26 protein-coding genes are annotated in these 25082 nt (G+C 57.8%); 15 read left to right on the forward strand and 11 right to left on the reverse strand.

The window, feature by feature from the left end:
* The first annotated feature begins 24 nt into the window (after nucleotides 1-24).
* From V6582_RS05195 to V6582_RS05230, 8 genes are all read left to right on the forward strand, one after another.
* On the forward strand, nucleotides 25-2403 hold the full coding sequence (locus tag V6582_RS05195; protein ID WP_156631503.1) for a putative monovalent cation/H+ antiporter subunit A: 2379 nt from the start codon (nucleotides 25-27) through the stop codon (nucleotides 2401-2403).
* Entirely contained in the window at nucleotides 2400-2819 is a 420-nt protein-coding gene (locus tag V6582_RS05200) for a Na+/H+ antiporter subunit B (RefSeq protein WP_060718949.1), read from the forward strand. Before V6582_RS05195 ends, V6582_RS05200 begins: the two co-directional genes overlap by 4 nt.
* Nucleotides 2819-3196 (forward strand): Na+/H+ antiporter subunit C, encoded by a 378-nt coding sequence (locus V6582_RS05205; RefSeq protein ID WP_156631504.1) that lies wholly within the window; start codon nucleotides 2819-2821, stop codon nucleotides 3194-3196. Before V6582_RS05200 ends, V6582_RS05205 begins: the two co-directional genes overlap by 1 nt.
* Before the next feature lie 50 nt (nucleotides 3197-3246).
* Nucleotides 3247-4851, forward strand: coding sequence for a Na+/H+ antiporter subunit D (locus tag V6582_RS05210; RefSeq protein WP_156631505.1), 1605 nt, complete (start codon nucleotides 3247-3249; stop codon nucleotides 4849-4851).
* A complete protein-coding gene (locus tag V6582_RS05215) occupies nucleotides 4848-5321 on the forward strand; it encodes a Na+/H+ antiporter subunit E (RefSeq protein WP_015915337.1) in 474 nt (157 codons plus the stop codon). The genes V6582_RS05210 and V6582_RS05215 overlap by 4 nt, the downstream gene beginning before the upstream one ends.
* Before the next feature lie 11 nt (nucleotides 5322-5332).
* Entirely contained in the window at nucleotides 5333-5746 is a 414-nt protein-coding gene (locus tag V6582_RS05220) for a cation:proton antiporter (RefSeq protein ID WP_156631506.1), read from the forward strand.
* Complete coding sequence (gene mnhG, locus V6582_RS05225; RefSeq protein ID WP_156631507.1) at nucleotides 5746-6111, forward strand: monovalent cation/H(+) antiporter subunit G; 366 nt, start codon at nucleotides 5746-5748, stop codon at nucleotides 6109-6111. The genes V6582_RS05220 and mnhG overlap by 1 nt, the downstream gene beginning before the upstream one ends.
* 413 nt (nucleotides 6112-6524) lie before the next feature.
* Nucleotides 6525-6956: a MucR family transcriptional regulator gene (locus V6582_RS05230; protein WP_156631508.1), complete on the forward strand. Its 432-nt coding sequence runs from the start codon at nucleotides 6525-6527 to the stop codon at nucleotides 6954-6956.
* A gap of 175 nt (nucleotides 6957-7131) precedes the next feature.
* Here V6582_RS05230 and V6582_RS05235 read toward each other — a convergent pair whose 3' ends face one another.
* Nucleotides 7132-8220 (reverse strand): helix-turn-helix domain-containing protein, encoded by a 1089-nt coding sequence (locus tag V6582_RS05235; RefSeq protein WP_156631509.1) that lies wholly within the window; start codon nucleotides 8218-8220, stop codon nucleotides 7132-7134.
* Between the two features lie 166 nt (nucleotides 8221-8386).
* On the opposite strand from V6582_RS05235, the gene V6582_RS05240 reads away from it, so the two are divergent.
* The gene (locus tag V6582_RS05240) at nucleotides 8387-9124 is read left to right on the forward strand and encodes a hypothetical protein (RefSeq protein ID WP_156631510.1); all 738 of its coding nucleotides are present in this window, start codon (nucleotides 8387-8389) and stop codon (nucleotides 9122-9124) included.
* On the opposite strand, the gene V6582_RS05245 is transcribed toward V6582_RS05240, so the two are convergent.
* Nucleotides 9125-9631, reverse strand: a complete 507-nt coding sequence (locus V6582_RS05245) for a GNAT family N-acetyltransferase (protein WP_156631511.1) — start codon at nucleotides 9629-9631, stop codon at nucleotides 9125-9127.
* A gap of 574 nt (nucleotides 9632-10205) precedes the next feature.
* Between V6582_RS05245 and V6582_RS05250 the strand changes: the two genes are divergently transcribed.
* Nucleotides 10206-10937, forward strand: a complete 732-nt coding sequence (locus V6582_RS05250) for a Crp/Fnr family transcriptional regulator (protein ID WP_156631512.1) — start codon at nucleotides 10206-10208, stop codon at nucleotides 10935-10937.
* Between the two features lie 100 nt (nucleotides 10938-11037).
* On the opposite strand, the gene trhA is transcribed toward V6582_RS05250, so the two are convergent.
* On the reverse strand, nucleotides 11038-11691 hold the full coding sequence (gene trhA / locus V6582_RS05255; RefSeq protein WP_156631513.1) for a PAQR family membrane homeostasis protein TrhA: 654 nt from the start codon (nucleotides 11689-11691) through the stop codon (nucleotides 11038-11040).
* A 163-nt stretch (nucleotides 11692-11854) separates the two neighbouring features.
* On the opposite strand from trhA, the gene V6582_RS05260 reads away from it, so the two are divergent.
* Both V6582_RS05260 and V6582_RS05265 read left to right on the forward strand, forming a co-directional pair.
* On the forward strand, nucleotides 11855-11977 hold the full coding sequence (locus V6582_RS05260) for a hypothetical protein (RefSeq protein WP_349508925.1): 123 nt from the start codon (nucleotides 11855-11857) through the stop codon (nucleotides 11975-11977).
* Nucleotides 11978-12058: 81 nt separating this feature from the next.
* The gene (locus V6582_RS05265; RefSeq protein ID WP_156631514.1) at nucleotides 12059-12436 is read left to right on the forward strand and encodes an MAPEG family protein; all 378 of its coding nucleotides are present in this window, start codon (nucleotides 12059-12061) and stop codon (nucleotides 12434-12436) included.
* Between the two features lie 27 nt (nucleotides 12437-12463).
* Here the strand turns inward: V6582_RS05265 and V6582_RS05270 are convergent, their stop codons facing one another.
* Both V6582_RS05270 and V6582_RS05275 read right to left on the reverse strand, forming a co-directional pair.
* Nucleotides 12464-12781 (reverse strand): TraR/DksA family transcriptional regulator, encoded by a 318-nt coding sequence (locus tag V6582_RS05270; RefSeq protein WP_156631515.1) that lies wholly within the window; start codon nucleotides 12779-12781, stop codon nucleotides 12464-12466.
* A 40-nt stretch (nucleotides 12782-12821) separates the two neighbouring features.
* Nucleotides 12822-13232: a universal stress protein gene (locus tag V6582_RS05275; RefSeq protein ID WP_156631516.1), complete on the reverse strand. Its 411-nt coding sequence runs from the start codon at nucleotides 13230-13232 to the stop codon at nucleotides 12822-12824.
* Nucleotides 13233-13472: 240 nt separating this feature from the next.
* Here V6582_RS05275 and V6582_RS05280 point away from each other — a divergent pair, with 240 nt between their 5' ends.
* Nucleotides 13473-14369 (forward strand): VOC family protein, encoded by an 897-nt coding sequence (locus V6582_RS05280; RefSeq protein ID WP_156631517.1) that lies wholly within the window; start codon nucleotides 13473-13475, stop codon nucleotides 14367-14369.
* Between the two features lie 57 nt (nucleotides 14370-14426).
* Here V6582_RS05280 and V6582_RS05285 read toward each other — a convergent pair whose 3' ends face one another.
* The 3 genes from V6582_RS05285 to V6582_RS05295 all read right to left on the reverse strand — a co-directional run bounded on the left by V6582_RS05285 (nucleotide 14427) and on the right by V6582_RS05295 (nucleotide 16997).
* Complete coding sequence (locus V6582_RS05285) at nucleotides 14427-15230, reverse strand: polysaccharide deacetylase family protein (protein ID WP_156631518.1); 804 nt, start codon at nucleotides 15228-15230, stop codon at nucleotides 14427-14429.
* A 143-nt stretch (nucleotides 15231-15373) separates the two neighbouring features.
* Nucleotides 15374-16258: an FAD-dependent oxidoreductase gene (locus V6582_RS05290; RefSeq protein ID WP_349508926.1), complete on the reverse strand. Its 885-nt coding sequence runs from the start codon at nucleotides 16256-16258 to the stop codon at nucleotides 15374-15376.
* Nucleotides 16194-16997 carry an FAD-dependent oxidoreductase gene (locus V6582_RS05295; RefSeq protein ID WP_349508927.1) on the reverse strand — a complete coding sequence of 268 codons (804 nt, stop codon included), beginning with the start codon at nucleotides 16995-16997 and terminating at the stop codon, nucleotides 16194-16196. The genes V6582_RS05290 and V6582_RS05295 overlap by 65 nt, the downstream gene beginning before the upstream one ends.
* Nucleotides 16998-17810: 813 nt before the next feature.
* Here V6582_RS05295 and V6582_RS05300 point away from each other — a divergent pair.
* Nucleotides 17811-18911, forward strand: a complete 1101-nt coding sequence (locus V6582_RS05300) for an AI-2E family transporter (RefSeq protein ID WP_156631520.1) — start codon at nucleotides 17811-17813, stop codon at nucleotides 18909-18911.
* 52 nt (nucleotides 18912-18963) lie between these two features.
* Here the strand turns inward: V6582_RS05300 and V6582_RS05305 are convergent, their stop codons facing one another.
* Nucleotides 18964-19353, reverse strand: a complete 390-nt coding sequence (locus V6582_RS05305) for a DUF930 domain-containing protein (protein ID WP_156631521.1) — start codon at nucleotides 19351-19353, stop codon at nucleotides 18964-18966.
* 254 nt (nucleotides 19354-19607) lie between these two features.
* Here V6582_RS05305 and V6582_RS05310 point away from each other — a divergent pair, with 254 nt between their 5' ends.
* Complete coding sequence (locus V6582_RS05310) at nucleotides 19608-21737, forward strand: S9 family peptidase (RefSeq protein ID WP_420360178.1); 2130 nt, start codon at nucleotides 19608-19610, stop codon at nucleotides 21735-21737.
* A gap of 232 nt (nucleotides 21738-21969) precedes the next feature.
* Here the strand turns inward: V6582_RS05310 and V6582_RS05315 are convergent, their stop codons facing one another.
* Together V6582_RS05315 and V6582_RS05320 are read right to left on the reverse strand one after the other, a co-directional pair.
* A complete protein-coding gene (locus V6582_RS05315) occupies nucleotides 21970-22464 on the reverse strand; it encodes a hypothetical protein (RefSeq protein ID WP_156631523.1) in 495 nt (164 codons plus the stop codon).
* A 325-nt stretch (nucleotides 22465-22789) separates the two neighbouring features.
* Nucleotides 22790-24997, reverse strand: a complete 2208-nt coding sequence (locus V6582_RS05320) for a multicopper oxidase family protein (protein WP_156631524.1) — start codon at nucleotides 24995-24997, stop codon at nucleotides 22790-22792.
* Nucleotides 24998-25082: the final 85 nt, after the last annotated feature.

The following is a 25082-nucleotide window of genomic DNA, read 5'->3' on the forward strand; positions in this document are numbered from 1 at the left end:
GTGTTGCAGACGACAGGAGACAAGATGATCGCTCATGCCGCCGGTATGACATTGCTGGCTTTGGTCCTGCCATTTCTGGGCGCCTGTCTGGCACCGTGGCTGGTACGGCACCTTGGCAGCCTGGCGGCGTGGGTTCTGGCGCTTCTGCCGCTGTTTTCCTTCGTGCATTTCCTCGGTTTCCTGCCGGAAATCTCCCGCGGCGAGGAAGTGACGGGCGGCTATGCCTGGGTGCCGAGCTACAATGTCAGCTTTTCCTGGTTTATCGATGGATTATCCCTCACCTTCGCGCTGCTGATTACCGGCATCGGCACGCTGATCGTGCTCTATGCGGGCGGCTACATGAAGGGCCATCCGCAGCAGGGCCGGTTTCTGTCCTTTCTGCTGCTGTTCATGGGCGCCATGCTGGGTGTGGTGATTTCAGACAGTTTCCTGATGCTGTTCATCTATTGGGAACTGACCTCGATCACCTCCTTCCTGCTGATCGGTTTCGACCATGAGCGCCCGGCTGCGCGCCGTGCCGCGCTGCAAGCGCTGGTGATTACCGGCGGCGGCGGGCTTTTGCTGCTGGCCGGTTTGATCCTACTGTGGAACGTGTCGGGCGTCACGCAATTGTCGATGCTGATGCATAGCAACAATATGGTCACCGCCAGCCCCTTCTATCTGGCGATCCTGCTGCTGGTTCTGGGCGGAGCCTTTACCAAATCGGCGCAATTTCCCTTCCATGTCTGGCTGCCCAACGCCATGGAAGCCCCGACACCCGTCTCGGCCTATCTGCACTCGGCCACCATGGTCAAAGCCGGGGTTTACCTGCTGATGCGCTTGCAGCCGGTGCTGGGTGCCACACCCGCCTGGGAAATATTGCTGCCGTTTTTCGGCGGCGTCACGCTGATCGTCGGTTCGGTCATCGCCGTACGCCAGACAGACCTCAAGCTGATGCTGGCCTATACCACCGTCGCCTCGCTGGGGTTGATGGTGATGTTGACCGGCTTCGGCTCGCCGCATGCGCTGTCGGCCGCCGTGCTTTATCTGGTCGCCCATTCGCTGTTCAAAGGCGCACTGTTCATGGTGGCTGGTATTCTCGACCACGAAGCGGGCAGCCGCGACCTGACCAGGCTTGGCGGGCTGGCGCGGGCCATGCCAGTTACCTTCACGGCGGCGCTGCTGGCCGGGCTTTCCATGGCCGGACTGCCGCCGCTGTTCGGCTTTCTCGCCAAGGAAGAGATCTATGAGGCGCTGGCGGGCGGCAATCTTCGCGCCCTGCTGTTTACCGCCATTGCCGTGATCGGCAATGCGCTGATGATGGTCGTCGGGTTGGCACTGGCCTTCAAGCCGTTTCTGGGGCGCGCTGCGACCAGTCCGAAACCCGCCCATGACGGCCCCGCTCTGCTGTGGCTGGGACCACTGGTGCTGGCCTTGGTAGGGCTTGGGGCTGCGGTGTTTTCCGGGCTGTTTCACCAGGCGATTTCCTCGCCGATGGTTAGCGCTGTCACCGGCAGAACGGTGACCGTTTCCATCGGCCTTGTCCCGCATATCGGCGTGCCGCTCGCCCTGTCGCTGTTAACCATCGCCATCGGCCTGGTGCTGTTCATGCTGCTCGACAGGCTGCGCCGCCTGGTCGCGAACCTTATGGAGGGGCTCGGTCCTGGCCCCGATCAGGGCTTCGACCACATGATGGCCGGATTGGTGCGGCTCTGCTTCCGCATCACGAATGTTCTGCATGGCGGGCGGCTGGATGTCTATGTTACCGTGACCCTGATTGCCATTGCCGCCGCTTTCCTGGTGCCGATGATGCTGTTTGGCGAGGCGCCGTCCTGGCCGGTGCTGCCGGAGCGGATCGAACTGCATGAAGCTGCCTTCCTGCTGATTGCCGTGGCCGGTCTTTACGGTGTCCTGCGCGCCGCCAACCGGCTGGATGCCATCGTTGCGCTCGGCATCCAGGGCTTTGCGATCTCGGTGATCTTCCTCCTGTTTGGCGCGCCGGACCTGTCGTTTACCCAGTTCATGATCGAGACGCTTTCGGTGGTGATTCTGGCGCTGGTAATGACGCGGCTGAAACTGCATCCCGCCGATCACCGGCCCTTGGCCCAGATCCTGCTGGACGGCACGGTAGCACTTGCCGCCGGGGCTGGCCTGACGCTGATGCTGCTGAAGGTGACGCAAATCCCCTTCGACCCAACCCTGACGGAATTCTTCAACAGCTATTCCAAAGTCATCGCCCATGGGGCCAATGTGGTGAACGTCATCATCGTCGATTTCCGCGGCGTCGATACCATGGGCGAAATTGCCGTGGTGATGATCACCGGGCTTGCCATTCTGGCGCTGATCCGGCTGCGCGCGCCCAAGCCAAAGGCTTCGCTTTCAGGGGTGGCGCATGAAGGCAGTGGGGTGGGAGAGCCTCGATGAACAGTCTGATCTTTCGCACCGTTGCGCCCGTCGTCACTGCGCTGATGCTGCTGTTTTCGGTTTTCGTGCTGCTGCGCGGACATAACGAGCCGGGCGGCGGCTTTATCGGCGGGCTGATCGCCGCCTCCGGCTTTGCCATCTACGGCATGGCCTTCGGCGTGCAGGCGGTACGCCGCGCCCTTTACGTCCATCCGCTGTCGGTGGCGGGCTTCGGCCTGCTGATGGCCTGCCTGTCCGGCTTCGTTTCGGCTTTTGCCGGCGTGCCGTTCATGACCGGGCTGTGGATCACACCGCATATCTTCGGCGTCGATGTGCCGGTCGCCACCGTCACCAGCTTCGATATCGGCGTCTATCTGGTGGTGGTCGGGGCGATTACCTCGATTGCGCTGGCGCTGGGCGAAAGGGAGAATGACTGATGGAAGCGATTTTCTCCCTGCTGGTCGGGCTGTTTGCCACGACGGCCTTCTACCTGATCATGTCACGCCATATCGTGCGGGTGCTGCTAGGCATCGTATTGCTCGGCAATGCCGTCAATCTCGGCCTGTTCACCGCCGGACGGCTGACCCGGGAGGTGCCGCCGATCATGATGAAGGGTGAGGACGTGCTGAGCATGGCCGCCGCCAATCCGCTACCGCAGGCGCTGATCCTGACGGCCATCGTAATTTCCTTTTCGTTCTTCGCTTTCCTGCTGGTGCTGTCCTACCGCGCCTACCAGGACCTCGACACCGACGACACCGATGAAATGCGGTTGGCCGAACCGAAAAATCCGCCCTTGCCGCCGCTTGATTACTGAGGATTTCCCGGCAACACGACTGCTCTAAACTGAAAGACCAGAACAACCGCATGGCCGTTTCAACCACCAATACTGAGGCTCTGAATGCCGCCCTGGCCGCTGCCACGGTACAGACGCCGACCACGTTAGCCCAGTGGCTGCCCATCCTGCCGGTGGCCCTGTGTCTTGCCGGTGGGGCCGTGGCCTTGATGCTACGTGACCGCACCCGTCTTCAGCCGATGATTGCCCTTCCCACCCTGATCCTGCTGGTGCTGATCGATCTGGCGCTTCTGCTCGAGGTCATCAAGGACGGCCCGCTGACGGTGATGATGGGCCGCTGGATGCCGCCCTTCGGCATTGCCTTCACCGTCGATATCACCGGCGCGCTGTTTGCCCTGACGTCTGCCATCGTCGCCCTGGCCTGCGGCGTCTATGGGCTGACGGATATCAATACATCCGGTCGCCGCTATGGTTTCTATCCGTTTCTTCTGGTGCTGATGGCCGGAGTGTCCGGCGCCTTTCTGACAGGCGATATCTTCAACCTCTATGTCTGGTTCGAAGTGCTGCTGATCTCGTCCTTCGGCATGTTGATCCTCGGTTCCGAGCGCAAACAGATTGACGGCGCGCTGAAATATGCGGTGCTCAACCTGATCGCCACCACGCTGTTTCTGATCACTATCGGTTTTCTCTATGCCAGCTTCGGCACGCTTAACATGGCCGATATTGCCCGTAAGGCCAATGGGTTGCGCGATACCGCCCCGCTGATGACGCTGGCCACGCTGTTTGCCCTGGCGTTTTCCATGAAAGCCGCCGCCTTCCCGCTGAATTTCTGGTTGCCTGCCTCCTATCACACGCCGCGCATCGTGGTATCGGCATTGTTTGCCGCCCTGCTGACCAAGGTCGGCATCTACAGCCTGCTGCGGGTCGTGGTGATGCTGTTTCCGATTGAGCGCGAGCAACTGAGCCTGGTGCTGGGGGTGATTGCTGCCGCCACCATGATTCTCGGTGCGATTGGCGCTCTCGGCCAATCCGACATCCGCCGGCTGATGGGCTTTGTCGTCATTTCCGGCATCGGCATCATGCTGGCCGGTATCGCCATTGGCGCGGTGCAAGGCATCAGCGCGACGATTTTCTATGCCATGCACTCGATCCTGTTGATGGCAGCGCTCTATCTGGTGGTCGGCCAGGCCGGGCGGATGAGTGGCAGTTTTGCATTACAGGACATGTCTGGCCTTTACCGCGCAGCACCGGGTTTTTCCTTCCTGGCGCTGGCGCTGTTCTTCGCTGCAAGCGGCCTGCCGCCGTTTTCCGGCTTCTGGCCAAAGGTTATGCTGTTGAAGGCGGCGCTCGATATCGGCGCCTGGTGGATGGCCGGCGCAATCCTGCTATCCGGCTTTCTGACCACGATTGCGCTGGCCCGGGTCTTCCTGCTGGCTTTCTGGCGGACACAACCGGCCAGGGACGAATCAGACGTGAATTCCAACCAGGCCAATCCAGAAATCCTTGCCGCACCAACCCGCTCATCCCTTGCGCCGATCCTGCTGCTGGCAGGCTTGATCGTCTGGTTCGGACTGTTTCCTGAAAAGCTCATCGCACTCTCGCAGGACGCCGCCGTCGGGCTTGTCGATCCATCGGCCTATATCACCTCGGTCTTTCCCACGGAGGCGCGCCCATGAGGCTGTTGATCCTCAACCTGCTGATGGCCATCATCTGGGTGGCGGTAACCGGCAGCGCCAGCCTGCATAATCTTCTGTTTGGTTTCGTGCTGTCGCTGGCGGTGGTGGGCTTGCTGCGCGAGCAGATCGGCGGCGTCTCCTATCTCAACAGAACGTGGCGCATTCTGTCCCTGCTGCTGCTGTTTCTCAGCGAACTGGCCAAATCCGCTTGGAAAGTGACGATCATGGTCCTGTCGCCAGGGCTCGATATCAAGCCCGGCATTTTCGCCTTTCCGCTCAGCGTGGAGCGCGATTTCGAAATCACACTGCTGGCCAATCTCATCACGCTGACACCAGGCACCCTGTCGGTGGATGTGTCTGAGGATCGAAAGATCCTCTATGTCCATGCACTGGATTGCAGCGATCCGGATGCGGCCCGGCGCGACATTGCCGAGGGCTTCGAGCGCAAGATCCGCGAGGCATTCCAATGATCCATCCAGACATGACAACCGCGCAAGTCCTCGTCCATCATGCCTGCAATGGCGGGCTGCTGTTGCTGGCCATTGCCTTTTTCCTGACCGTCTACCGGGTGATGCGTGGCCCGACCCTGCCCGACCGGGTAATTGCGCTGGACATGCTGGTCGGCATCGTCATCGGCTTTATTGCCGTCTTCGCGATCAAGTCGGGCTATGTGCTCTACATGGATATCGCCATTTCGCTCGGCCTGGTTGGATTTTTGACAACTATTGCTTTTGCGCGATTCATCCTTGTGCGCGGCGTTATTGGCGAAACACCGGAAACCGAACCGGCAATTCGGGCGGCAGCCGAACAATTAGCTGTGGAAAAGTCGCGCATGGAGCGCAGGCGCAAGCGGAGTGGCGCGGAGTGGCACATGTCCCAAAAGGAAACAGATTAATGGAAATAGCGGCGGCGGTTTTAACATCTGTATTGATTCTGAGCGGTTCTTTTTTTGCGGTGATTGCTGCAATTGGTCTGAATCGCTTGCCGGACCTGTTCACCCGCATGCATGCAGCATCCAAGGCCGGAACGGTGGGATCTGGCCTGCTGTTACTGGCAATTGGCGTCAATTCCGGAGATTTGTCGGTTTTTGCACGTGCATTTTGCGGATTTTTCTTCTTTGTACTGACGGCGCCGGTCTCCGCCCATCTGCTGGCAAAAGCGGCGCGGCATGTCGGATATCCCCTGGCCCAGGCTACCGTGCTCGATGAAATGAGCAACGGCATTGGCAACGGCAAGAAGGACTTAGTTAACAAATTATGAATGAGACCGTTCTAAAAGTATCATAAGAGCAGAGTGCCATTCATATTTGATCTGATCTACATTCTTTCACGCACAAGAATTAGGATAAATAGGAACTGGACATTTTTCCCGATGTTGATAATTCATTAAAAGGACTATTTGGATCACTGAACCGTTTTCAATTTCGATCTAGTTCAAAAGCAGCATGTATTTAGCCGATACAACCGCCCGGGTTGTAGACCAAAGGCGGACAATGAATTTGGAGACTAGTTTTGGGTTAATGGCGTAAATATCTAATATAACATTGCCATCCTAGCTGGCTGGCAGTGGATTTTATGTGGGGGTATCACGCAAACCAGTCAAACTGGTTTGAATTCAGTGTCGGCGGTGGGTGGCAAACGAACCGTCAGGCAGACATATGACAGGAGAAAAAAATGAGTGAAACGGCATTTGGATCGTCAGGAAACGATCTTCTGGTCGAACTGACGGCAGATATCGTTGCAGCGTATGTCAGCAACCATGTTGTACCAATCGGGGACATCAGCCACCTGATTTCGGATGTGCATACCGCATTGTCCAATACATCCTCACCGGTGCCAGTGGTATCCGTGGTCGAAAAGCAGAAGCCTGCCGTTGCCGTTCGCAAGTCGATTCAGGGCGACCAGATTATCTGCCTGGAATGTGGTGGCTCGTTCAAGTCGCTGAAGCGTCACTTGATGACCCATCACACTTTGAGCCCGGAAGAATATCGCGAAAAATGGGATCTTCCCGTCGATTACCCGATGGTTGCTCCCGCCTATGCGGAAGCTCGCTCGCGCCTCGCCAAGGAAATGGGCCTGGGCCAGCGCCGCCGCCGCACCAAGTAAGACCAAGTCTCGAAGATGCTCACGCATCTTCGAGTTGGCATTCATGCCTTCGATAGTCAGAACTCAATTCCGTGGGCCTCATAAGGCTTGCGGAATTTTGCTTTATGATTGCTGATATCAGACCGATCCCGATATCAGCCCAATCATCGCCTTTGGTTGGCTTCGCCCAACGCGATTATGCATACGCTTGCGCAATCGTCTCCTGCCGGCGCCAGGCGCTGGGGCTTTGTCCCGTGACCCGCAGAAATTCCCGATTGAAATTGGACTTGGTCATGAAACCGGCCTCGAAGACGATGCTGGTAATCGGCTCATCGCTGTGTCGCAGCAGCCGGCAGGCCTCCGTCACGCGGTGATTGTTGACATATTGCGAAACACTCATGCCATGCACCCGGTTGACGGCATTCGATACCGACCGCGCAGGCAGGCCGAGGCGACGCGACAGACGGCCAAGGTTAAGGTCCAAATCCTTGTAGAGCTGTTTTTCCACCATCATCGCCGCCAGCGCGCTGGCAATCCGCGCGTCCTCCTCGCTCGCCGGTCTCGGCACCGGCTTGTCGCCTGTGTCTCCTGCTCGTTCCTCTTCGCGTCCATTCTGATCTGAAGACGCTTCCTCATCTGAAGAGGCTCCGCTTTCGGCCAGAGACGCAGCAAAGCCGAGCGCCAGAAGGATCAGGGTCATGAAGGCCGAGACGACTGTTGCCGCATGACGGCCGCCGCCGAAAGCAAAGTCAAGGCTGATGACGATATCGGTAGCTGCTGAGGCCAGCAGCGAAGCTGCCATGCATTGCAGGGCGCGGTAGGAACGAAGCGCCCCATCCAGGCGCGATGCCGTCAGCCCGTCCGGCCCCAGCCGCGCCAGCCAGAACAGCGCCAGTCCATAGGCCAGGAAGGTGAGGATGATGATGGCATCGATTGGCCCACCGCCCGCACCGTTCAGCACCAGCACGATAACGGGTGGCAGGGCATGCAGCCAATCGACATGCGACAAACCACGATCCTGCCGATCCGCAGAGGTCATGGTCAGGCTGCGAAATGCCAGAAAACTCAAAGGCGGGATAAACGTCGCCAGAACCGACATGGCCGGCATGACCAGCATCATGCCATAGCCCCAGCGCAAGCCAACCAGAACCGATTGCGCCGCCATCACCGCCAACAGCAGCAGGAAAGGCTTCGCGGAGGTCGGAGCATCGTCCTGCCGCAGCATACGGATCAACAGGGTTAGAAGAAGCAGGGCGACGAAAAAGGAAATCGGCAGGAAAATCATGGGGCGAGGACCATGGAACAGGGATTTTTGAGCAAGTGCGTAACGTGTTTTCAGTGGCTGTTATAGCCCCGATCATGATCGGCGACGACCCGAAACGTGTTTCAGGTCGCGGCATGACCTCCTTTGGCAAAGATTGGCGCATCGCAATCCATTGGAGTGAAGACCCATGAAAAAACGTGTGATCGTGCTTGGCATTGCCGCAGGACTAATTTGCATCGCCGCCATGGATCGGGCCATGGCGCTATGGCGGCATGATGTGCCGATAGGCGTGCCGCTTGATCTGTCGGCGATCTCCAAACTGCGCGTCGATGGTGCAGCCAGCCTGATTTCCGTAACCACCGATCCAAACACGCCGTTGACCGCCACCCTGACAGGCGAGCGCGACGGCTGGGGGTCGCTCTGGCAATCCGGCTGGTATGCCCGCGACTGCGCGGACAGTGGCCGGATGCATATCGATAACGACACTCTGGTTGTCGATGTCGCCGATCTGTCACGCTATTTCGACTGGTCGGATTGCACCATAAAGCTCAAGGCCAACCTGCGTCCGCAATCTGCCGTGCTGATCCGCCAGAAGGCCGCCCGCATCGGGCTTGACGGCGATTTCTCCACCATCAATGTGCGGGCCGATGCCGGGGATTTCACCCTGGACGGCCATGCCAGCACGCTGGATGTTTCAGGCGCGGCGCTGCGGGTGCAGGCATTCTTCAAGACCATCAGCAAGGATGAAACCATCCTTCTGTCCGGCCGGATGATGGACGCCACCCTGCGCTTCCTCACCCCCACATCGATCAGCTATCTGGTTGAAGCCACCGCCTCCTATATCGACAGCGCCCTGCCCAATACGCCGGGCGCCCACCCCGCCATTACCATTCGCGGCGAGATGGTGCGGGCCAGGATCGAGTAATCAACGCGCAATCATCAGTTCCATCGCCGCCAGATCCAGCCAGCGGCCGAATTTGATGCCGACCTCGCGGTGGATGCCGACCAGGCGGAAGCCGAGCTTTTCGTGCAGGGCAATCGAGGCCGCGTTTCCGGCCTCGATGGCGGCGATCATCACATGCACATTTCCGGCCTTGGCGCGCTCGATCAACGCCTGCATCAACGCCTTGCCAAGCCCTGCGCCGCGATGGTCCTTGTCGATATAGACCGAGTGCTCAACCGTATGGCGATAGCCATCGAATGCCCGCCAATCGCCATAGGACGCATAGCCTGCAACACGGCCATCCACCTCGGCGACGAGGACCGGAAAGCCTTTGGCCCGGCGCAGTTCCAGCCAGACACGGCGATTGTCGACATCGATCAGCGCCTCGTTCCAGATGGCGGTCGTATGCTCGACGGCGTGATTGTAAATCTCGACAATAGCGGCAAGATCCGCTTCGGTGCCATCGCGGATGACGTACTGTGTGGTCATGAGAAGCCCTGAAACAGACATAGGATACGACAGTCCTAACGCAGAAAACGATGCACGGAAATAGGATTTGCCGTCTTCAATGACCCCTCGTATGGCGCTCCCGACAAGCGCCCTTCCGCAATTGGTCAATACCCCAACTCGAAATGGAAGAACGGATTAAATTCAACCTTTGGGATATTACGGTCATTTGACTGATCCGACAACAATAGCCCAACCCTTGATGTAGTTTTTGCGGAGTAAACATCGTCCTTGCGACATGGGCGGACGCTGTTGTAAGGGATCTGAGCTTGGATAAAGGTTGATATCACAGCGCAAGGCCGATCTTGCGTCGAGATTTCCGCAATGTGGTATCGAATTTTGCAAATTTTTGCTCTTCTTCCGAAAACGTAAAGAAACGTCAAGAAACTACTCGCGTTATTTTCTTTGGAAAGGTTTTTTCGGAGATGGTTAGTGTTGCCTTCCACAATAAATCGTTCCATCACGCAGCGTTGCACCAACGAAAGTTATTTGTCAGGGCGTTCCTAAGCCGTCATAAAAATCAGTTCCAATTTTCCTCCTTGCAAGAATGTAACACATGAACCTGTCTTCGCCCGCTAGCCGACTGCCAATCCAAATCAGAGCAACGCCTGTATTGTCGCCGCAGCAAGATGAGAAAGCGGAGCATATCGTCCTAAGCCCAAATGAACAGTACGAACTTGGGCGAATGGGAGAAATCATAGAGTATCGCACGACGAAATTAGAGATATTGTCGCAAGGCGAACCCGCAGATTTCCTCTATTTGCTTATCGAGGGAGTCGTTCAGGCCAGTCACGCACTGAAGGATGGTCAGCGACAGATCGTGGCGTTTTACTGGCCAGGCGATATCTTTGGTCTGGCGGAGAACGGACTGTACGTTAACTCGTCAGAGGCAGTAACACCCTGCTCCGTATACCGCTTTCCGTTCCGCAAGTTGGAGAAATTCCTTCTGGAAAATCCGAGGATTCAGCAAGGTTTCTTCGTCAAGGCGGTCCACGAAATTCGGACCGCGCAACGACACACCATCACAATCGGACAATTGGAGCTGCCACAACGCCTAGCTGCGTTTCTAGTAGACTGCTTGGACCATGATCGCTATTTCGACAGTGAAAGCTCGACCTTATCGCTTCCGATGTCGCGCTACGATATTGCGGACTATCTTGGGACCTCGGTAGAATCAGTGTCACGTACGTTTGCGCTGCTTGAAAAAAACGGCCTTGTCCAACGAAAGGGACCGAGGAAGCTCGAGATAAGCATGAAGAAACTGATCGACTTTTCAGGTATAGGCTGAGGAACTGGCCCATTTACGGAGCGCAATTGAAGGGCTGATCTCCGAGAGGCAAACATGATATCGCCAACTCTGACTTTCTCGGCTATGCAGCCGCGCCGCCTCAAGACCCGATGGCGGTAACCACGGCGGAATAATGCACGGCAGCCGCGGCGACCACGAAACCGTGCCAGATGGCGTTTTGAAACCGTAGCCGCTGCCAGACGTGGAAGATCACGCCGGCGGAATAAAGAATGCCGCCGATGAAGATCAGCACCATGGTGACGGGCGGCAGCCGCTCGGAAATTGGCTCCAGCGCCAGCACGCCGCTCCAGCCCATGGCCAGATACAGCAGGATGGCCAACCGGTCGTAGCGGCCTGGATAGCGGCATTTCAGGAAGATACCGGTGATTGCCGTCAGCCAGATGCCGACCAACAGACAGAGGATGGCTGGCTCATCGGCGCCGCGCTCCAGAAAGGGCGTATAGGTGGCGGCGATCAGCACGAAAATCGCCGAATGATCCAGCCGTCGTAAATAGCTTTTGAAGGTCGAGCGCGGCCACATATTGTAGGTGAAGGAACAGCCAAGCGCCAGCACCAGGCCAAGGCCATAGATCCAGCTGGCGGCAATCTCGCCAAAGCTGGTAAACACCGTGGCATAGAAGATCAGCGCGGTTACACCAACCAGCGCAAACACCACGCCGACACCATGCACGATGCCATCGGCCAGCAATTCGTGAAAATCATAGTGTCGCCCGAAGCGGAACTCTTCCATCATTACGATCAACCCAAGAAATTAAAATATTCGCCGACAGCATAACCAAGAATGATTGCCAGATAATGTCGCCTGTCTCATCGTCTTCATATAGGCCTGATCAGCCTGATGATCCGGTCAAATTTATGTCTATGACGGCCACACACCGCAACCTGTGGTGACAATGATGCGTCAACTCCATCGCGTTGGCAAGACGGCCAGTTGCCGCTTTTCGATCGCCATTGCCGTTTCAGGGCTTGGATTATCTGCACTGAGTGCCAAGGTTTGCGCCGTCATCAACCGGGCTTAAACCGTTTGCGGATAAAGCTGCTCGACAGTTCCCGGTTCTGTCCGCGAAACTGCCGTCCTCGCACCCAGTCAGGAAGCACCCATGCGCTTTACAGTCCTTGCCACGTTCATGGCGCTGATCGCCTATAACTGGTTCTTCATCAAGGTAGCCCGGGCGCGCCAGCAATTTGGGGTCAAGGCACCGAAGATGACAGGCGATGGGAATTTCGAGCGGATTTACCGGGTTCAACAGAATACCGCCGAGCAACTGGTTTTCTTCCTGCCGTCGCTCTGGCTCTTCGGCTTTTACCTGTCCGACCAGTTGGCCGGGCTGCTTGGCCTGTGCTGGACAGGCGCACGGGTGCTCTATGCCGCTGAATATTATGCGGATGCGAAAAAGCGCGGTCCCGGCGCGCTGATTTCCTGGGTCATTGCCTTTCTGCTGCTGATGGGCGGCACGGTGGCGGCACTGCTGCAATAGCCGGACCGCGCCTGTCTGCACCTCTGCTCAGGCTGGGGCGCAATCCTGGCAAAACGGCGTGGCCGGCAAAAGGGCGAGGCGTTCGGGTGCAATTGCCGCATCGCAGGTCACGCAGCGCCCGTAGGAACCGGCCTCCATGCGGGCCAGGGCCGCCTCAATGCCGCGCAGCTCGTTTTCGCCCGCCTGCCCCAGGCTTTCCAACACTTCGTCATTTTCCGATTCAATCGCACGCTCGGCGCTTTCGGCACTGCGCTGCTCCGAAAGGTCGCCGGAAATTTTTCCTAATCGGCTGGCCAGCTCCTGCTGCCGTCCGAGCAGCGTCTGCCTATATCCATCCATGTCCATCGTCTATCTCCTCAAAATGTGAAACGCCTCCCGGATACGATTACCGGTCAACAAGCACCGCGCATCGGGCGTGGCGCACGACGCGGTCGGCAGTCGCCCCGATCAGGTAATTGGAAAAATCCGGGATATGCGAAGCGATAATGATCAAGTCGGCCTTTTGCTCCACTGCTACCGCCAGAATCTCATGGGCGGGTGAGCCGACCCGCAATTGCGTTGTCACGCCAGGCCCGACCGAAGCGGCCAGCGCGGCCAATTTGGTGCGCCCCTCCTCCACAGCTCCTTCGAGGATGTCATGCGGAATATCGATGGCGAGATAGGACGGCAGATGCTCGACCACCGTCAGCAGCACGATCTCGCCGCCGGCATCCAGCAGGCTCTGGGCCTTTCGCAGGATCTTGTCGCCCTTTTCCCATTGCGCGATGTCCACGGGAACAATGATCTTTCTGTACATGGCCCTCTCCTCTCGGCTGCTGAACGACTTTGCCAACAACAACCTGCGCGCGCCATGTCCCACGCGCATTGATCCCGATCAAGCCTGGAAGCTGCCAGGACTGAACAAAGGCAAGGAGACTGTTCAGCATTATCGAACGATCTTTCGCGTATACGCGCTCTACAGCAAACGACCGGCAGGCTCTATCTAGAAAGCAAGACGTTTTCAGCGCCCTCACGCCAACCTATCGGACCTGCCGCCATGGATGCCCATCATGCCCCAAGCTTTGCTCTGACCCGGCCGATCCATATCGGACGGGCGCATCTGGTGGTTGGTGATCTGGCCATGGTCTCCAGCTTCTATCGGCAGATCATTGGCCTCGCCGTGCTGGAGAGCACAGCCAGCGGCATGGTGCTGGGGGTCGGCACGACGCCGCTGCTGACGCTGACCACCCGTAGCGATGCAGCCATGGCGCCGCCCACGGCAACGGGGCTGTTCCACACTGCTTTTCTTGTGCCGAGCCGCCAGGCGCTGGCGCAATGGCTGCGCCATGCCGCCCATTCCGGCGTCCAGATGGACGGTGCCTCGGACCATCTGGTCAGCGAGGCGATCTATCTGTCCGACCCGGAAGGCAATGGTATCGAGATCTACCGTGACCGCAGCCCGCTGGAATGGACCTACCAATCCGATGGCACGGTCAGCATGGCCACCCTGCCCCTCAGCCTGCAAGAGCTTTACGATAGCGCCACTGATGAAGCATGGACCGGCCTGCCCGAGGGCTCCGGCATCGGCCATATGCATTTGCAGGTCGGCAATGTGCCAGAGGCAGACCGGTTTTATCAGGGTGTGCTGGGTTTGAAGAAAATGGCGTCCTATCCCGGCGCCAGCTTCTTCGGTTCCGGCCAGTACCACCACCATGTCGCCGCCAATATCTGGAACAGCCGCGGTGCTGGCCCTCGCCTCGCGGCAATGACCGGCCTTGCCGATTACTCCCTGACGTTTAACGATGGGGAAGCGCTGCAAAAGGCGCTGGTGACGCTGGAGGCGCTGGAAATTCCAGTAACCATGGGCGCCGAAGGCCACCGGCTGACCGATCCCTGGGGAATAGGTCTGACTTTGAATAGCGCGGGGAATAGCGCAGGGAATAGCGCGGGCTAAAAGGTCAGGCAGGTAGAGCCGCAGGCGCACGGCGAGCGGAGAAAACACACCGGCGTTTCAGTTGACTGGCGGGCCTTTGACAGCCTCAACCGGACCCGCCTCATCCAAATGCACAAACACCACGCCCCTTGCCTTCAGCGCCTTTAAACCGGCCACCACGCCTTCACCAGCGGCGTGGGTGGGCTGGTTGATATGGGCGATCAGCACATCGCCATTTTTGGCGCGGGCAAATTGCTGCTCGGTCTGTTTGGCGCCCAGCAGCGAACCGGAATCGCCATTGATGGAAAAGCCGCCGATCTGGTAGCCCATCGCCTTGATCTCGGCGATGGCGGATGGGGAATATTTGGCCGTAGCATCCCGGTACCAGTGTGGCGGAGAAAACCCTGCGGCCCGCATGGCGTCCGCGCCGCCGGTCACTTCCATGGCAACCGCGTCCGGCGATCCGGCGGCAGCGATGCCATAGACGGTGGTCGGATAATCCACCGCCGGGATGTGGTTTTCGCCGTGGTTTTCCACCTCGAACAGGTCCGGTCTGGATTTCAGCACGGCAACGGCCTGCGGATTGGACCGGATCCAACGACCGGTAACGAAAATCGTCGCCTTGATATTGTCATCCAACAGGGTGGAGAGAATGCGCATATCGGTCTTGCCCATGCAGGCATCCAGCGTCACCGCCACACGGGTTATGCCCTTGGCAGCGCCTGCCTTTGGCAGACCGGTGCCAATATGCAGCTTCGGTTCTACCAACCCATCCGACGCGGCAAATGCGGCAACAGCCGGGAGCGTAACGATGGCCATTGGTACGATCAGCACCAGTTTGGCTATCGACGCATGGAAACGGTGGAATGCAGGAAAACCCATTATACGATCTCGAAAATAGTCGGCGTTTGGGGAGAAACGCCTCTATCGCCACTTCGTCAAGCGTAATGTTGCATCGCGGTCTTGGCCACCGCGGTCTTGGCCATCCTGGTCTTGGCAAACGGCTTGGCCCGCCCTGACGCCGATTACGACCTTTGCAGGTTGAAAGCCAGCGCCTGACTGCTGGGGTCGCGTGGCAGAACCGAGGGCTTGGCGCCCGGCGGAACATAGAGGCTGGAAATCAGCTCGTCATAGGACACGTCCTGAATATCGGCCCGGCTGACGGCGACCAGCGCGGCAGCAGCGCCTGCCGACTGTCCGGTTTGCATCAGGCTCATTTCCATGCGGATTGCCCCGAAGGCCTCATGGGTGGCGCTGAGCGCGAAGATCGACATAAGATTGGTGCATTCCGCCCGGCGCGGCACAATGGCCGACAGCGGAATGGTGAAGATCCGGTCAGCACCGCCAGCCTCAGCCTCGAAATTGCCCTCGTTCCAGACGCTCAGCGTCGGCGTGCCCAGCATGTTGACCGTCGTGCGGACGATGCGCTGGGTATGGTGGCTGTCACGCTTGTAGGAACCGGTGGAAATCGTGGTGTTGTCGCGCAATTCCTGGTCGTCGGCAGCGGTCACGTCATGGCCAGTCATCTGATGGTCGGACACCATGCGCCGGGCTTCCCGCACATAGAGCTGATAGGGCCAATGCGCCTCGTCATTTTCGTGCGGGTCCTGATAATGCTGGCCGTCCAGTCCATAATCAAGGAAGACATCGCGCAGAGCGCCCGGCATACGCGGGTCCTTATGGTGTTGCAGCGCGTAGAACAGGCCCCGCGTCCAGCGCTCATGGGCTTTCCAGATCTTTTCACGCATGCCGTAATCGGCCTGGGGATAGCCCCAGGAGCCGCCGATATAATCGGTGGAGACCGCACCGCGATTGTTGATGTCGAAAATGCCGTTGCCAAGATCGTTATGCAGCAGGAACTGCATCTTGACGGCGTTTTCCGCGTCCGTGAAGCTGACCGCGCTCGCCAAGCGCCTTGATCCAGCGGAACAGCAATTCGTAGCGGGTCGGATCGAAGCCCGGCGGCGGTGTCGAGGGCAGATCCACCCGGCGGGCCGGATCGCGCGTCATGGTCATGCGGAAATTATAGGCCTGTACGGCCCGGTCGCCCGCGCCGACTTCCGGGGAAGGATAATTGCGGATGCCCGGCAAAAGCCCGCTGGCGGCCACGCCCTCGGTAACGAAAGGATCGACGCCAACCTGACCGATTACCCGCTCGAAGCGGCGATGCAGCTGGAAATTATGATTCTCGCCCCAGGAATCCGTGCGGGTGCCGCGAAAGCCGTTCAGCACATTGTCGCCGTCCTGCGGCTCGCGGCCGATGGTCCAGGAAACGCCTGATGCGGCCATCAGGTCGCCTTCATAGCTGGCGTCGATGAACACACGGCCATTGAACACCTGGCGGTCAACCGTTTCCAGTGCTTCGATGCGCGAACCGGTCTTGGCGACCCGCAGCACACCACGGCTTTGAAATACCGGAATATCATATTCGCGCAGCAATTTTTCAAAAACGGCCTGGGCAAAGCGGGGCTCGAAGGAGAACCGGTCGTCGGCCACCTGCGCCTCTTGATTGATCCGCGAAATCACATGGCGCGCCAGACCGCCAAAGGCACTGCCTGCCTCGACATCGGTGCCACCAAGCCCGCCCGACATCATCCCACCGGGATGACGCTCACGCCAGCCGCCAACAATTGCCACGGTTCTTCCCATGACTTTTGCCTGAATGGCAGCTGTAATCCCGCCACTGGTCATTCCATAGACAATAACATCATAGGTCGCCTGCTGTGCAAAACTTGGTCTCAACGCAAAAAGACTAGCCGCTCCAGCAACAAACACTCGACGACCCATAATGAAACGCATAGTCATCCGCCTTGTACATATTATTTACTCTATCAATGTATTGGAAACCACGCCAAAAAACACATATTTTCAGTTGCATTTTTTATTTTTCCAACCCTAATACAAATCTTGGTTTTTACACTTTTCAGTCACTTTTATTGGGTGCATCTCTATTTTTTTGGAACAGTTACCTGCCTGTGTCAGGGGTTTTTTGTTTCGGATAGTTACAAAAACCTCCATATCTCCATAGATGCAGGCTCAAAATGCTGATTTTTCGTAGACCCCTGTAATGATGGTGGATTTTACGCCAGGAGGTTGACGCTCGCGCCTGCAACCCTTGATTTAGCGCGCATGTCGTGCAGAGACTCGTCCTGTTCCGATCGCCTGCCCCAAATTGACACAACCCAGAAATCGGCCCATTCGCACCAAAGTGGCGCAAACAAGGCAAAATCTGGGCGGAACCACTGCCCGTTCTGCGCGTTAATTATCGATTGCTTTTCAAGGCGCCCCTCAGTGGCGCTCTCGGAGAGAGCGTCCGACAGACGCACCAAATGGCGATGCGGATATCAACCCGCTGGTAACCTGAAAAGATTATGTAGTAAATATAACATGTTACGGCTTTGCACCCTTCCGGTGCCAGCATGGCCGCACACAATGATGGCACCGACGGGGGCGTAAACGGACATGATGGATGACACGGTGAAGCGGCGGATTTTACAGCCGGCGGAGACGCGGCTGGGCCGGCACCGCAAGACGGCGCTGGAACTGGCGCAGGCCTGGGCGGTCATCGGGCTCTTCCTGATTGTAGCAATTGCGGCGCTGCATTATGCGGGCACCATCCTGATGCCCCTGACTCTTGCGGTTGTGGTCGGCCTCATTCTGGGCCTGGCCGCCGACCGGCTGGAAGCGCTGGGCGTTCCGCCGATGATGAGTGCCGTGCTGCTAACCACGGCACTTTTCACGCTGGTGACGATCATTGCCAACACGCTGGCAGGGCCGTTGATGGAACTGGCCCAGGATATTCCAAGCATTGGCCAGACCATGGTGGATAGGTTCACACCCTATTTCCAACGCTTTCACTGGCTGCATCTGGATAGGCTGGCAAGCGGCAACGGCCCTATCAACCTCGACAAGATGCTGGAAAATGGCGGCGGCATTCTGACGACGGTGGCAAGCCAGGTGACCCCGGCGATCGTTCAGACGCTGATTTTCTTTGCGGGTCTGGTGTTGTTTCTGGCCGGACGGGTGTCGATCCGCAAAACCCTGATCGTCTCTTTCCGCGACCGCGCCCGGCGGCTCTCGGCAATCCGCAGCATCAATGCGATTGAAACGGCGTTGGGCTTCTATTTTGCCACCGCCTCGGTGATCTATGCGGGCGTCGGCTGCTGCGCCCTGCTGATTGCCTGGGTCGGCGGACTGACACTGCCGGTGCTCTGGGGCTTCTTCGCCTTTCTTTCCAGCTTCGTGCCGTTTCTCGGCGTCACCGCCATGACCTTTGCGCTGGCCATCGCCGGTATGTTGACCCATAGCAGCCTGCTATTCGGCCTGTTGCCCGCCATCGCCTTTTTCACCGTGCATACGGCGGTGGAAAATCTGGTGACACCAGCCGTGATGGGGCGGCGCATGGAAATCAACGCCTTCGGCGTTTTTGTCGCCATCATCTTCTGGACCTGGGTCTGGGGGGCGGCGGGCGCCATGCTGGCCGTGCCTCTGGCGCTGATCGGCAAGGCGGTCTTCACCGAACTGGCGCCCCATGCGGCAACGAAGCCGAAACTGCCAGGATGACAGGGTGACAGGGTGACAGGGTGACAGGCGTCACCCCACCACTCGTCGTCCGTCAATTATACAAGTAATATTTGCTCCAGCTTTCCTTAGGCACCTCGGCGCCCACCTGATAGCTGAAATTCTTCACGTCCAGGCGCTGATTGCCGGTCTCGCACTGGTATTTCAGCCGATACCAGTGACCCTTGCTGCGAAACACCGCGCCCGGCGCCTTCAGCCGGTCGCCGTCGGTCTTGGTCTGGGCGAATGTATAGGCGATCACCTTATCGGGCGAATAGGTCTTGGAATCCTTGCCGATCCGGTTCATCGCCTCCATGTCGCAGCGCTGTTCCAGCCGCTCGGCCGGCGACAGCGACTTGAGCTGGCGGGTGGCAGCGGCATCAAGCGCAAAGGCCGACTGCGCAAAAACCATCGCCAAACCACCCACTAAAATCATCAGTCGCATATATAATTTCCTAACAGATACCGATTCGCGGGAATATATTGCCTGACTACCGGCGAAGCCAGCACTCAACACGTGCATCCCGCATTTGTGATCGGCTCACTCTGTCGCTGGCCTTGGCCATGGCCCGGACCACGGATTTCTGCTTGATCGGTGCTGGGCGGACGCCTATCTCTCATGCAACACATGTCGACGCAACACATGTCTAAGCACCATCCGCCTTACGCCAAACCCCGCCTTATGCCAAAAAAGCGAGATTGCTCTTGTCTTCATCCTCAAAGTCCCTGTTTGCCAACCTGCCCGCCGCCCCCAAGGTTCAGAAAAAACCGCTGAGTGACACCCGTCACGGCATCACCCGCATAGATGACTATGCCTGGCTCAGGGCCGACAACTGGCAGCAGATGTTCAAGGATACCTCGATCCTCGATCCTGATATCCGCGCGGTTCTGGAGGCGGAAAACATCTATATGGACGCGGCCATGGCCGATACCAAGGCGCTGCAACAGCAGCTGTTTGCCGAAATGAAAGGCCGGATCAAGGAGGATGACAGCTCCATCCCGATGAAGGACGGCCCTTATGCTTACGGTTCGGCTTTCGTGACCGGTGGCGAGCAGCCGCGCTATTTCCGCATTCCACGCGACGGCGACCCGAAGGACGAGAGCCTGCGCGAATTGCTGCTTGATGGTGACAAGGAGGCGGCGGGCAAGGATTATTTCCGCCTGTCAGGCATCGACCATAGCAATGATCATGCCCGTGGCATCTGGGGCTATGACGACAAGGGGTCAGAATATTACACGTTGCGCATCCGCGATCTCGCGACCGGCGAAGATCTGGCCGACGTGCTGGACAATACCGCTGGTGGAGGCGTCTGGGCACCCGATGGCAAGAGCTTTTTCTACACGCTTCAGGACGAAAACCACCGTCCGTCCAAAGTCTTCCACCATATTATCGGCGAACCGCAATCCTCCGACCGGCTGGTCTATGAGGAAAAAGACCCCGGCTTCTTCATGGGCGTCGGCGGATCGCTGCTCGATGACTTCATCTATATCGATATCCACGATCACGAGACCTCGGAATACCGGCTGCTGTCCACCAAGGATCTGACAGCGGAACCCGCGCTGGTGGCCGAGCGGGAGGAAGGCGTCGAATATTCGATGACCGAGGGCGGCGATGTGTTCTACATCCTGACCAATGCCGACGGAGCCAAGGATTTCAAAATCATGGAAGCGCCGGTCAGCGCGCCGGGCAAGGAGAACTGGAAAGACCTCGTTCCCCATGTGCCGGGCCGTCTCATCCTCTCACATATGGCCTTTGCCGGACATCTGCTGTGGCTGGAACGCCGCGATGGGCTGCCGCGCATCATGATCCGCGACCGCAAGACCGGTGAAGAACACGCCATCGATTTTGCCGAGGAAGCCTATTCGCTTGGCCTGTCAGGCGCTGCCGAATATGACGCGACGGTCATCCGTTTCTCCTATTCGTCGATGACGACGCCCAGCCAGCTCTACGATTACGATATGGTGAGCCGCGAGCGGGTGCTGCTGAAAACCCAGGAAGTCCCCTCGGGCCATAAGGCCGAGGATTACGTGACCCGCCGGGTATTCGCCAAGGCCCATGATGGCGTCGATGTGCCGGTCACGCTGCTCTATCGCAAGGACACGGCGCTGGATGGTTCCGCCCCCTGCCTGCTTTACGGCTACGGCGCCTACGGTGTGACCATTCCGGCTGGTTTCAACACCAATTGCCTGTCGCTGGCCGACCGAGGCTTCGTCTATGCCATCGCCCATATTCGCGGCGGCAAGGACAAGGGCTTTCAATGGTATGAAGACGGCAAGATGGAGAATAAGGTCAATACTTTCAAGGACTTCATCTCCGCCGCCGATCATCTGGTAAAAGAAGGTTTCACCGCCTATGACAAGATCATCGCCGAAGGCGGTTCGGCTGGCGGCATGCTGATGGGCGCCGTCGCCAATATGGCACCGGAAAAATTCGCCGGCATCATCGCCGCCGTCCCCTTTGTCGATGTACTCAACACCATGCTGGATGACACCCTGCCGCTGACCCCGCCCGAATGGCCGGAATGGGGCAATCCGATTGAGTCAGAAGAAGAATACCGCTGGATCGCCGCCTATAGCCCCTATGACAACGTAGGCAAAAAATCCTATCCACCCATTCTGGCTCTCTCCGGCCTCACCGACCCCCGCGTTACCTATTGGGAACCGACCAAATGGGTGGCCAAACTGCGCGAAAATGCACCCGATGCCGGGCCGTATCTGCTGAAGACCAATATGGCCGCTGGCCACGGCGGCAAATCCGGACGCTTCCAGCGGCTGGAAGAGGTGGCGTTTGAATATGCCTTTGCGGTGAAGGTGGCGGGGAAGATGTGAGAGGCCGATCTCAGATAAATAATAATCCGCTTCCTGAGCGCAGTTAATGAAAACTTCTCGAATATGAGAAGAGCGCTGCCTGATAGCTAAACAGATTGAGCGCCCACATGTGAAAACAGGCGGACGCTCAATATATGTCGATTTTTTTTACGATTTACCGGCAATTAAACTGGGTCGCTGACAGACTATTGTCCCGCCCTCACCGCAAATGCCTCATATCAGTCTGATTTCTTTAGTTTGCAGCGTCAACGATGTGGAATTTCTCCCAGGGGCCGATGCCGATCTGAGCATTAACTTTGCCCGAACCTGCATCTTCGAATTTGGTGACATGCGAGCCGTCAAGGCGCAGGTAGATGCCCGGAAACGCCTTGGACTGGATCGCAACAGTTCCATCAGCCTGCGGAACCAGAACGAAATGTTCATACGGGCCAGGAGCGTTTGTCTGTCCATTGACAAGACCACCGCCGCCATCGAGGCCGTAGCTGACATTACGGCCATCCATCCGAAGGTAAATCTCGGGAAACTGATTGGAACGGATAGTCACGCTGCCATCGGCGACAATATCGATATGAAAAGCTTCCCAGGGACCGGCATCGAATTGGCAATTCGCCGTACCCAAGCCTTGTCCATCTGGCAGAACATGACCTTGCCCATCATAGCGTAGAAAAATCTGAGGAAATGCAGCCGAACGAATATTTTTAAGAGTCACTTGAACCTCCACAATCAAAAATTGCGCCTTAAAGCTTGGCGCGATGTTTCAATAGCAGAGCAACCTACGGACTTCTACTTTAAATAGCGCAATTAATACTATGCAACCAAATTTGGCCGATCATCATTCGGTACTTTTTTGCATCCATGTCGTAGTGACTTCGATACCGCCGCCACCATCAATTCCCTGAGCTCAAAATAGCAATCCGGCTGATGACGACCTGATGGGAAACGAAAGGTCAGCTTTACGGCGCGCGCGCCCTACTGAAATGGACCATTTCCGCCATCCCGGATGGACGGCGGAAACAGTTTGTCGGATCAATTCCGGTTACCAGAGCAAAGGTCTACTTGGTCTCGGGTGAACCACCATGATGATGGGCGTTTGCCAATCCTCCCGCACCATCCGGCAGGCCGATGGAGACATTTTGCATCATGCCCTGGTCCTCATGGTCGAGGATGTGGCAATGGAGGACGAATTCACCGATATAGCGTTCATAGCGGGTGCGGATAAAGATGCGGTAGACGCCTTGCGGCTTGGCGGCCTCGGGGGTATCGGGGGCATCGGGAATCGACTTGCGGCTGAGATCGCCGTTCAGCCAGGCGGCATCGACTGCTGTCAGCGGATTGTTGACATTGCTTTTGATCCAGAGCGTATCCTTCCACACACCTTTCAGGCCGGCATATTGGGAATCCGATTTGTCCTTTTCCTTGGCGCCGGCCAAGCTGACATCATTGCCGTCAGGGTCGAGAATGCGGACGATCTGGAAGGGATTGACGTGGATATGGAAGGGATGGCTGACGAAATAGGAGCGTAACTCCCATTCCTGCGCCGTCCCCAACACCAGTTTGCGATCAACCACATCAGGATCGTAAGGCTTGGCGCCAGCTGGCACATAGACACCGACATCGTTTTGCACGACATTGAAATTATTACCGACCTGGAAGCCATTTGGCCCATTACCACCCGGACCGAGATTGATGAAGAACACCAGATCCTGCTTTGGCTGGCCGGCCACTTCTTCGTCGGTGACTGTCGGATGGGGAATGAATTTCGTCAGTTTCAGCCCCTCTTGCAGATCAGTGACCACCGTATTGGCGACCTCTGGCGTGTAGAAGGCCTTGGCATTGGCAATCAGCTGGTTTTTAATGTCAGCAATTGGATCACCCGCTGCTGGCGCGCCCTTGCCCCCTTTGACCCGGACGAAGCCGAGAACTGAGCGGGCCTGCTGCGTGCGCGTGACGGAATTGGCACCGTCAATTGGCGGGTTGACGATGCAGTAGATGCCGTCTTCCGGGAAATTCACCAGCAGGTCGTTGCGATAGCCGGGTTGCAGGGTAATAGCCTTGCGCACCTGGCCTTGCTCCATGGTCAACCCGTCGGAAGCCGCCACGACGTAAGGCACCTGCTGGCCGGTACACAGGTCGTTGGCGAACCGGTCTTCTCCAGCCGCATCGGTGCTGCGCTCCCGCTTGAAGAAATCCGTGGTGTTCATTTTGCGGAACTCGACCTGGATTGTGTCGCGCACGCCTGCATGCACCAGACGCCAGCGCTCGGTCTTACCAGTTTCAGCATTGGCAAACACCGGTCGCACCCGGCCATTGACCGTCGTGAAGCGGCCGGAATCATCCCAGCTTGAGGGCGTGAACTGGTCGTAGGAAATCACCTCGCCCACTTCACCCTTCTCGCAGGTCCAGTCGATGACATATTTTCCCTTTTTCGGGTCGTTGGAATCGGGGACAAATTTCTGCTTCAGCTTGCCATCCTGCAGGCAGGCATAGGGGATCTGTTCGAACACCAGCAGCCGTTCCGGAAATGGTTTGACCAAGGTGTCGAGGTCGCCATTGGTCTTGCCTGTCGGCGGACGGTCGCCGCGAATGATCAGCGCGCCCGCCATGCCGCTGCCGACCTGCAAGGCGGTGGAGCCATGGCGATGCGGGTGATACCAGAACGTGCCCGCCGGATGATCGACCGGGATATTATATTCATATTCGAACTTCATGCCCGGATTGATCGACAGCAGCACATTGTCGCTATTGCCGGTCGGGCTGACCCACAGGCCGTGGCTGTGAAGATTGGTGCCATTGAAGCAATGGGGCGTATCCACCGATGTATTGGCGTCCGTGCAGGACGGATCGGACGGCAGCTGATTGTCCAGCCTTACCCGAACGGTATCGCCCGGCATGGCCTCGATGGTTGGCGCGACGAAGGGGTGGTCTGGATCGACATTGGTGCCTTGGTAGCTGCGCAAGCGCACGCGATCGAAAGGATTATCCGGCGACCCACCCGGTTTGCGGATCCTGCCTTCCGTATAGACGACCTTGAGGTCAAGCACCTGTTCGCGCCCGGCATGGGGCTGCGGCGTGGCGGATGGCAGCGCCCGGTAAAGCGTGCCCTTGGGTGCAACAGCCGATTGCCCCAGCACCGGCGGATTGCCAAATGCTTCTTCTGCGGCAGCGGGGTTTGCAACCTGAGCGGCATCCTGCGCCAAGGCTGGGCATATCGGGCCAAGGAAAGCGGCGGCGACAAGGCAACGCCATCGAGCACTTTGCATGAAATCTCCTTAAGAAAAGCAAGGGAATCGCGAAAAGGCTACACTTTCCTTAGGTAGTAAAAAAAGCAACCACAACTTTGATGGC

The organism is Agrobacterium vitis (genome assembly GCF_037039395.1).
Lineage (GTDB): Bacteria > Pseudomonadota > Alphaproteobacteria > Rhizobiales > Rhizobiaceae > Allorhizobium > Allorhizobium vitis_E.

Bases quoted from the DNA above. Each gene is read 5' to 3' on its own strand.
- V6582_RS05245 (WP_156631511.1), bottom strand. From the start codon at position 9,631: ATGACCACACAGTACGTCATCCGCGATGGCACCGAAGCGGATCTTGCC.
- V6582_RS05220 (WP_156631506.1), top strand. From the start codon at position 5,333: ATGACAACCGCGCAAGTCCTCGTCCATCATGCCTGCAATGGCGGGCTG.
- V6582_RS05320 (WP_156631524.1), bottom strand. From the start codon at position 24,997: ATGCAAAGTGCTCGATGGCGTTGCCTTGTCGCCGCCGCTTTCCTTGGC.
- V6582_RS05240 (WP_156631510.1), top strand. From the start codon at position 8,387: ATGAAAAAACGTGTGATCGTGCTTGGCATTGCCGCAGGACTAATTTGC.
- V6582_RS05280 (WP_156631517.1), top strand. From the start codon at position 13,473: ATGGATGCCCATCATGCCCCAAGCTTTGCTCTGACCCGGCCGATCCAT.
- V6582_RS05275 (WP_156631516.1), bottom strand. From the start codon at position 13,232: ATGTACAGAAAGATCATTGTTCCCGTGGACATCGCGCAATGGGAAAAG.
- V6582_RS05270 (WP_156631515.1), bottom strand. From the start codon at position 12,781: ATGGACATGGATGGATATAGGCAGACGCTGCTCGGACGGCAGCAGGAG.
- V6582_RS05235 (WP_156631509.1), bottom strand. From the start codon at position 8,220: ATGATTTTCCTGCCGATTTCCTTTTTCGTCGCCCTGCTTCTTCTAACC.
- V6582_RS05195 (WP_156631503.1), top strand. From the start codon at position 25: ATGATCGCTCATGCCGCCGGTATGACATTGCTGGCTTTGGTCCTGCCA.
- V6582_RS05265 (WP_156631514.1), top strand. From the start codon at position 12,059: ATGCGCTTTACAGTCCTTGCCACGTTCATGGCGCTGATCGCCTATAAC.
- V6582_RS05260 (WP_349508925.1), top strand. From the start codon at position 11,855: ATGCGTCAACTCCATCGCGTTGGCAAGACGGCCAGTTGCCGCTTTTCG.
- V6582_RS05230 (WP_156631508.1), top strand. From the start codon at position 6,525: ATGAGTGAAACGGCATTTGGATCGTCAGGAAACGATCTTCTGGTCGAA.
- V6582_RS05205 (WP_156631504.1), top strand. From the start codon at position 2,819: ATGGAAGCGATTTTCTCCCTGCTGGTCGGGCTGTTTGCCACGACGGCC.
- V6582_RS05305 (WP_156631521.1), bottom strand. From the start codon at position 19,353: ATGCGACTGATGATTTTAGTGGGTGGTTTGGCGATGGTTTTTGCGCAG.
- V6582_RS05295 (WP_349508927.1), bottom strand. From the start codon at position 16,997: ATGGGAAGAACCGTGGCAATTGTTGGCGGCTGGCGTGAGCGTCATCCC.
- V6582_RS05250 (WP_156631512.1), top strand. From the start codon at position 10,206: ATGAACCTGTCTTCGCCCGCTAGCCGACTGCCAATCCAAATCAGAGCA.
- V6582_RS05215 (WP_015915337.1), top strand. From the start codon at position 4,848: ATGAGGCTGTTGATCCTCAACCTGCTGATGGCCATCATCTGGGTGGCG.
- trhA (WP_156631513.1), bottom strand. From the start codon at position 11,691: ATGATGGAAGAGTTCCGCTTCGGGCGACACTATGATTTTCACGAATTG.
- mnhG (WP_156631507.1), top strand. From the start codon at position 5,746: ATGGAAATAGCGGCGGCGGTTTTAACATCTGTATTGATTCTGAGCGGT.
- V6582_RS05210 (WP_156631505.1), top strand. From the start codon at position 3,247: ATGGCCGTTTCAACCACCAATACTGAGGCTCTGAATGCCGCCCTGGCC.
- V6582_RS05285 (WP_156631518.1), bottom strand. From the start codon at position 15,230: ATGGGTTTTCCTGCATTCCACCGTTTCCATGCGTCGATAGCCAAACTG.
- V6582_RS05200 (WP_060718949.1), top strand. From the start codon at position 2,400: ATGAACAGTCTGATCTTTCGCACCGTTGCGCCCGTCGTCACTGCGCTG.
- V6582_RS05300 (WP_156631520.1), top strand. From the start codon at position 17,811: ATGATGGATGACACGGTGAAGCGGCGGATTTTACAGCCGGCGGAGACG.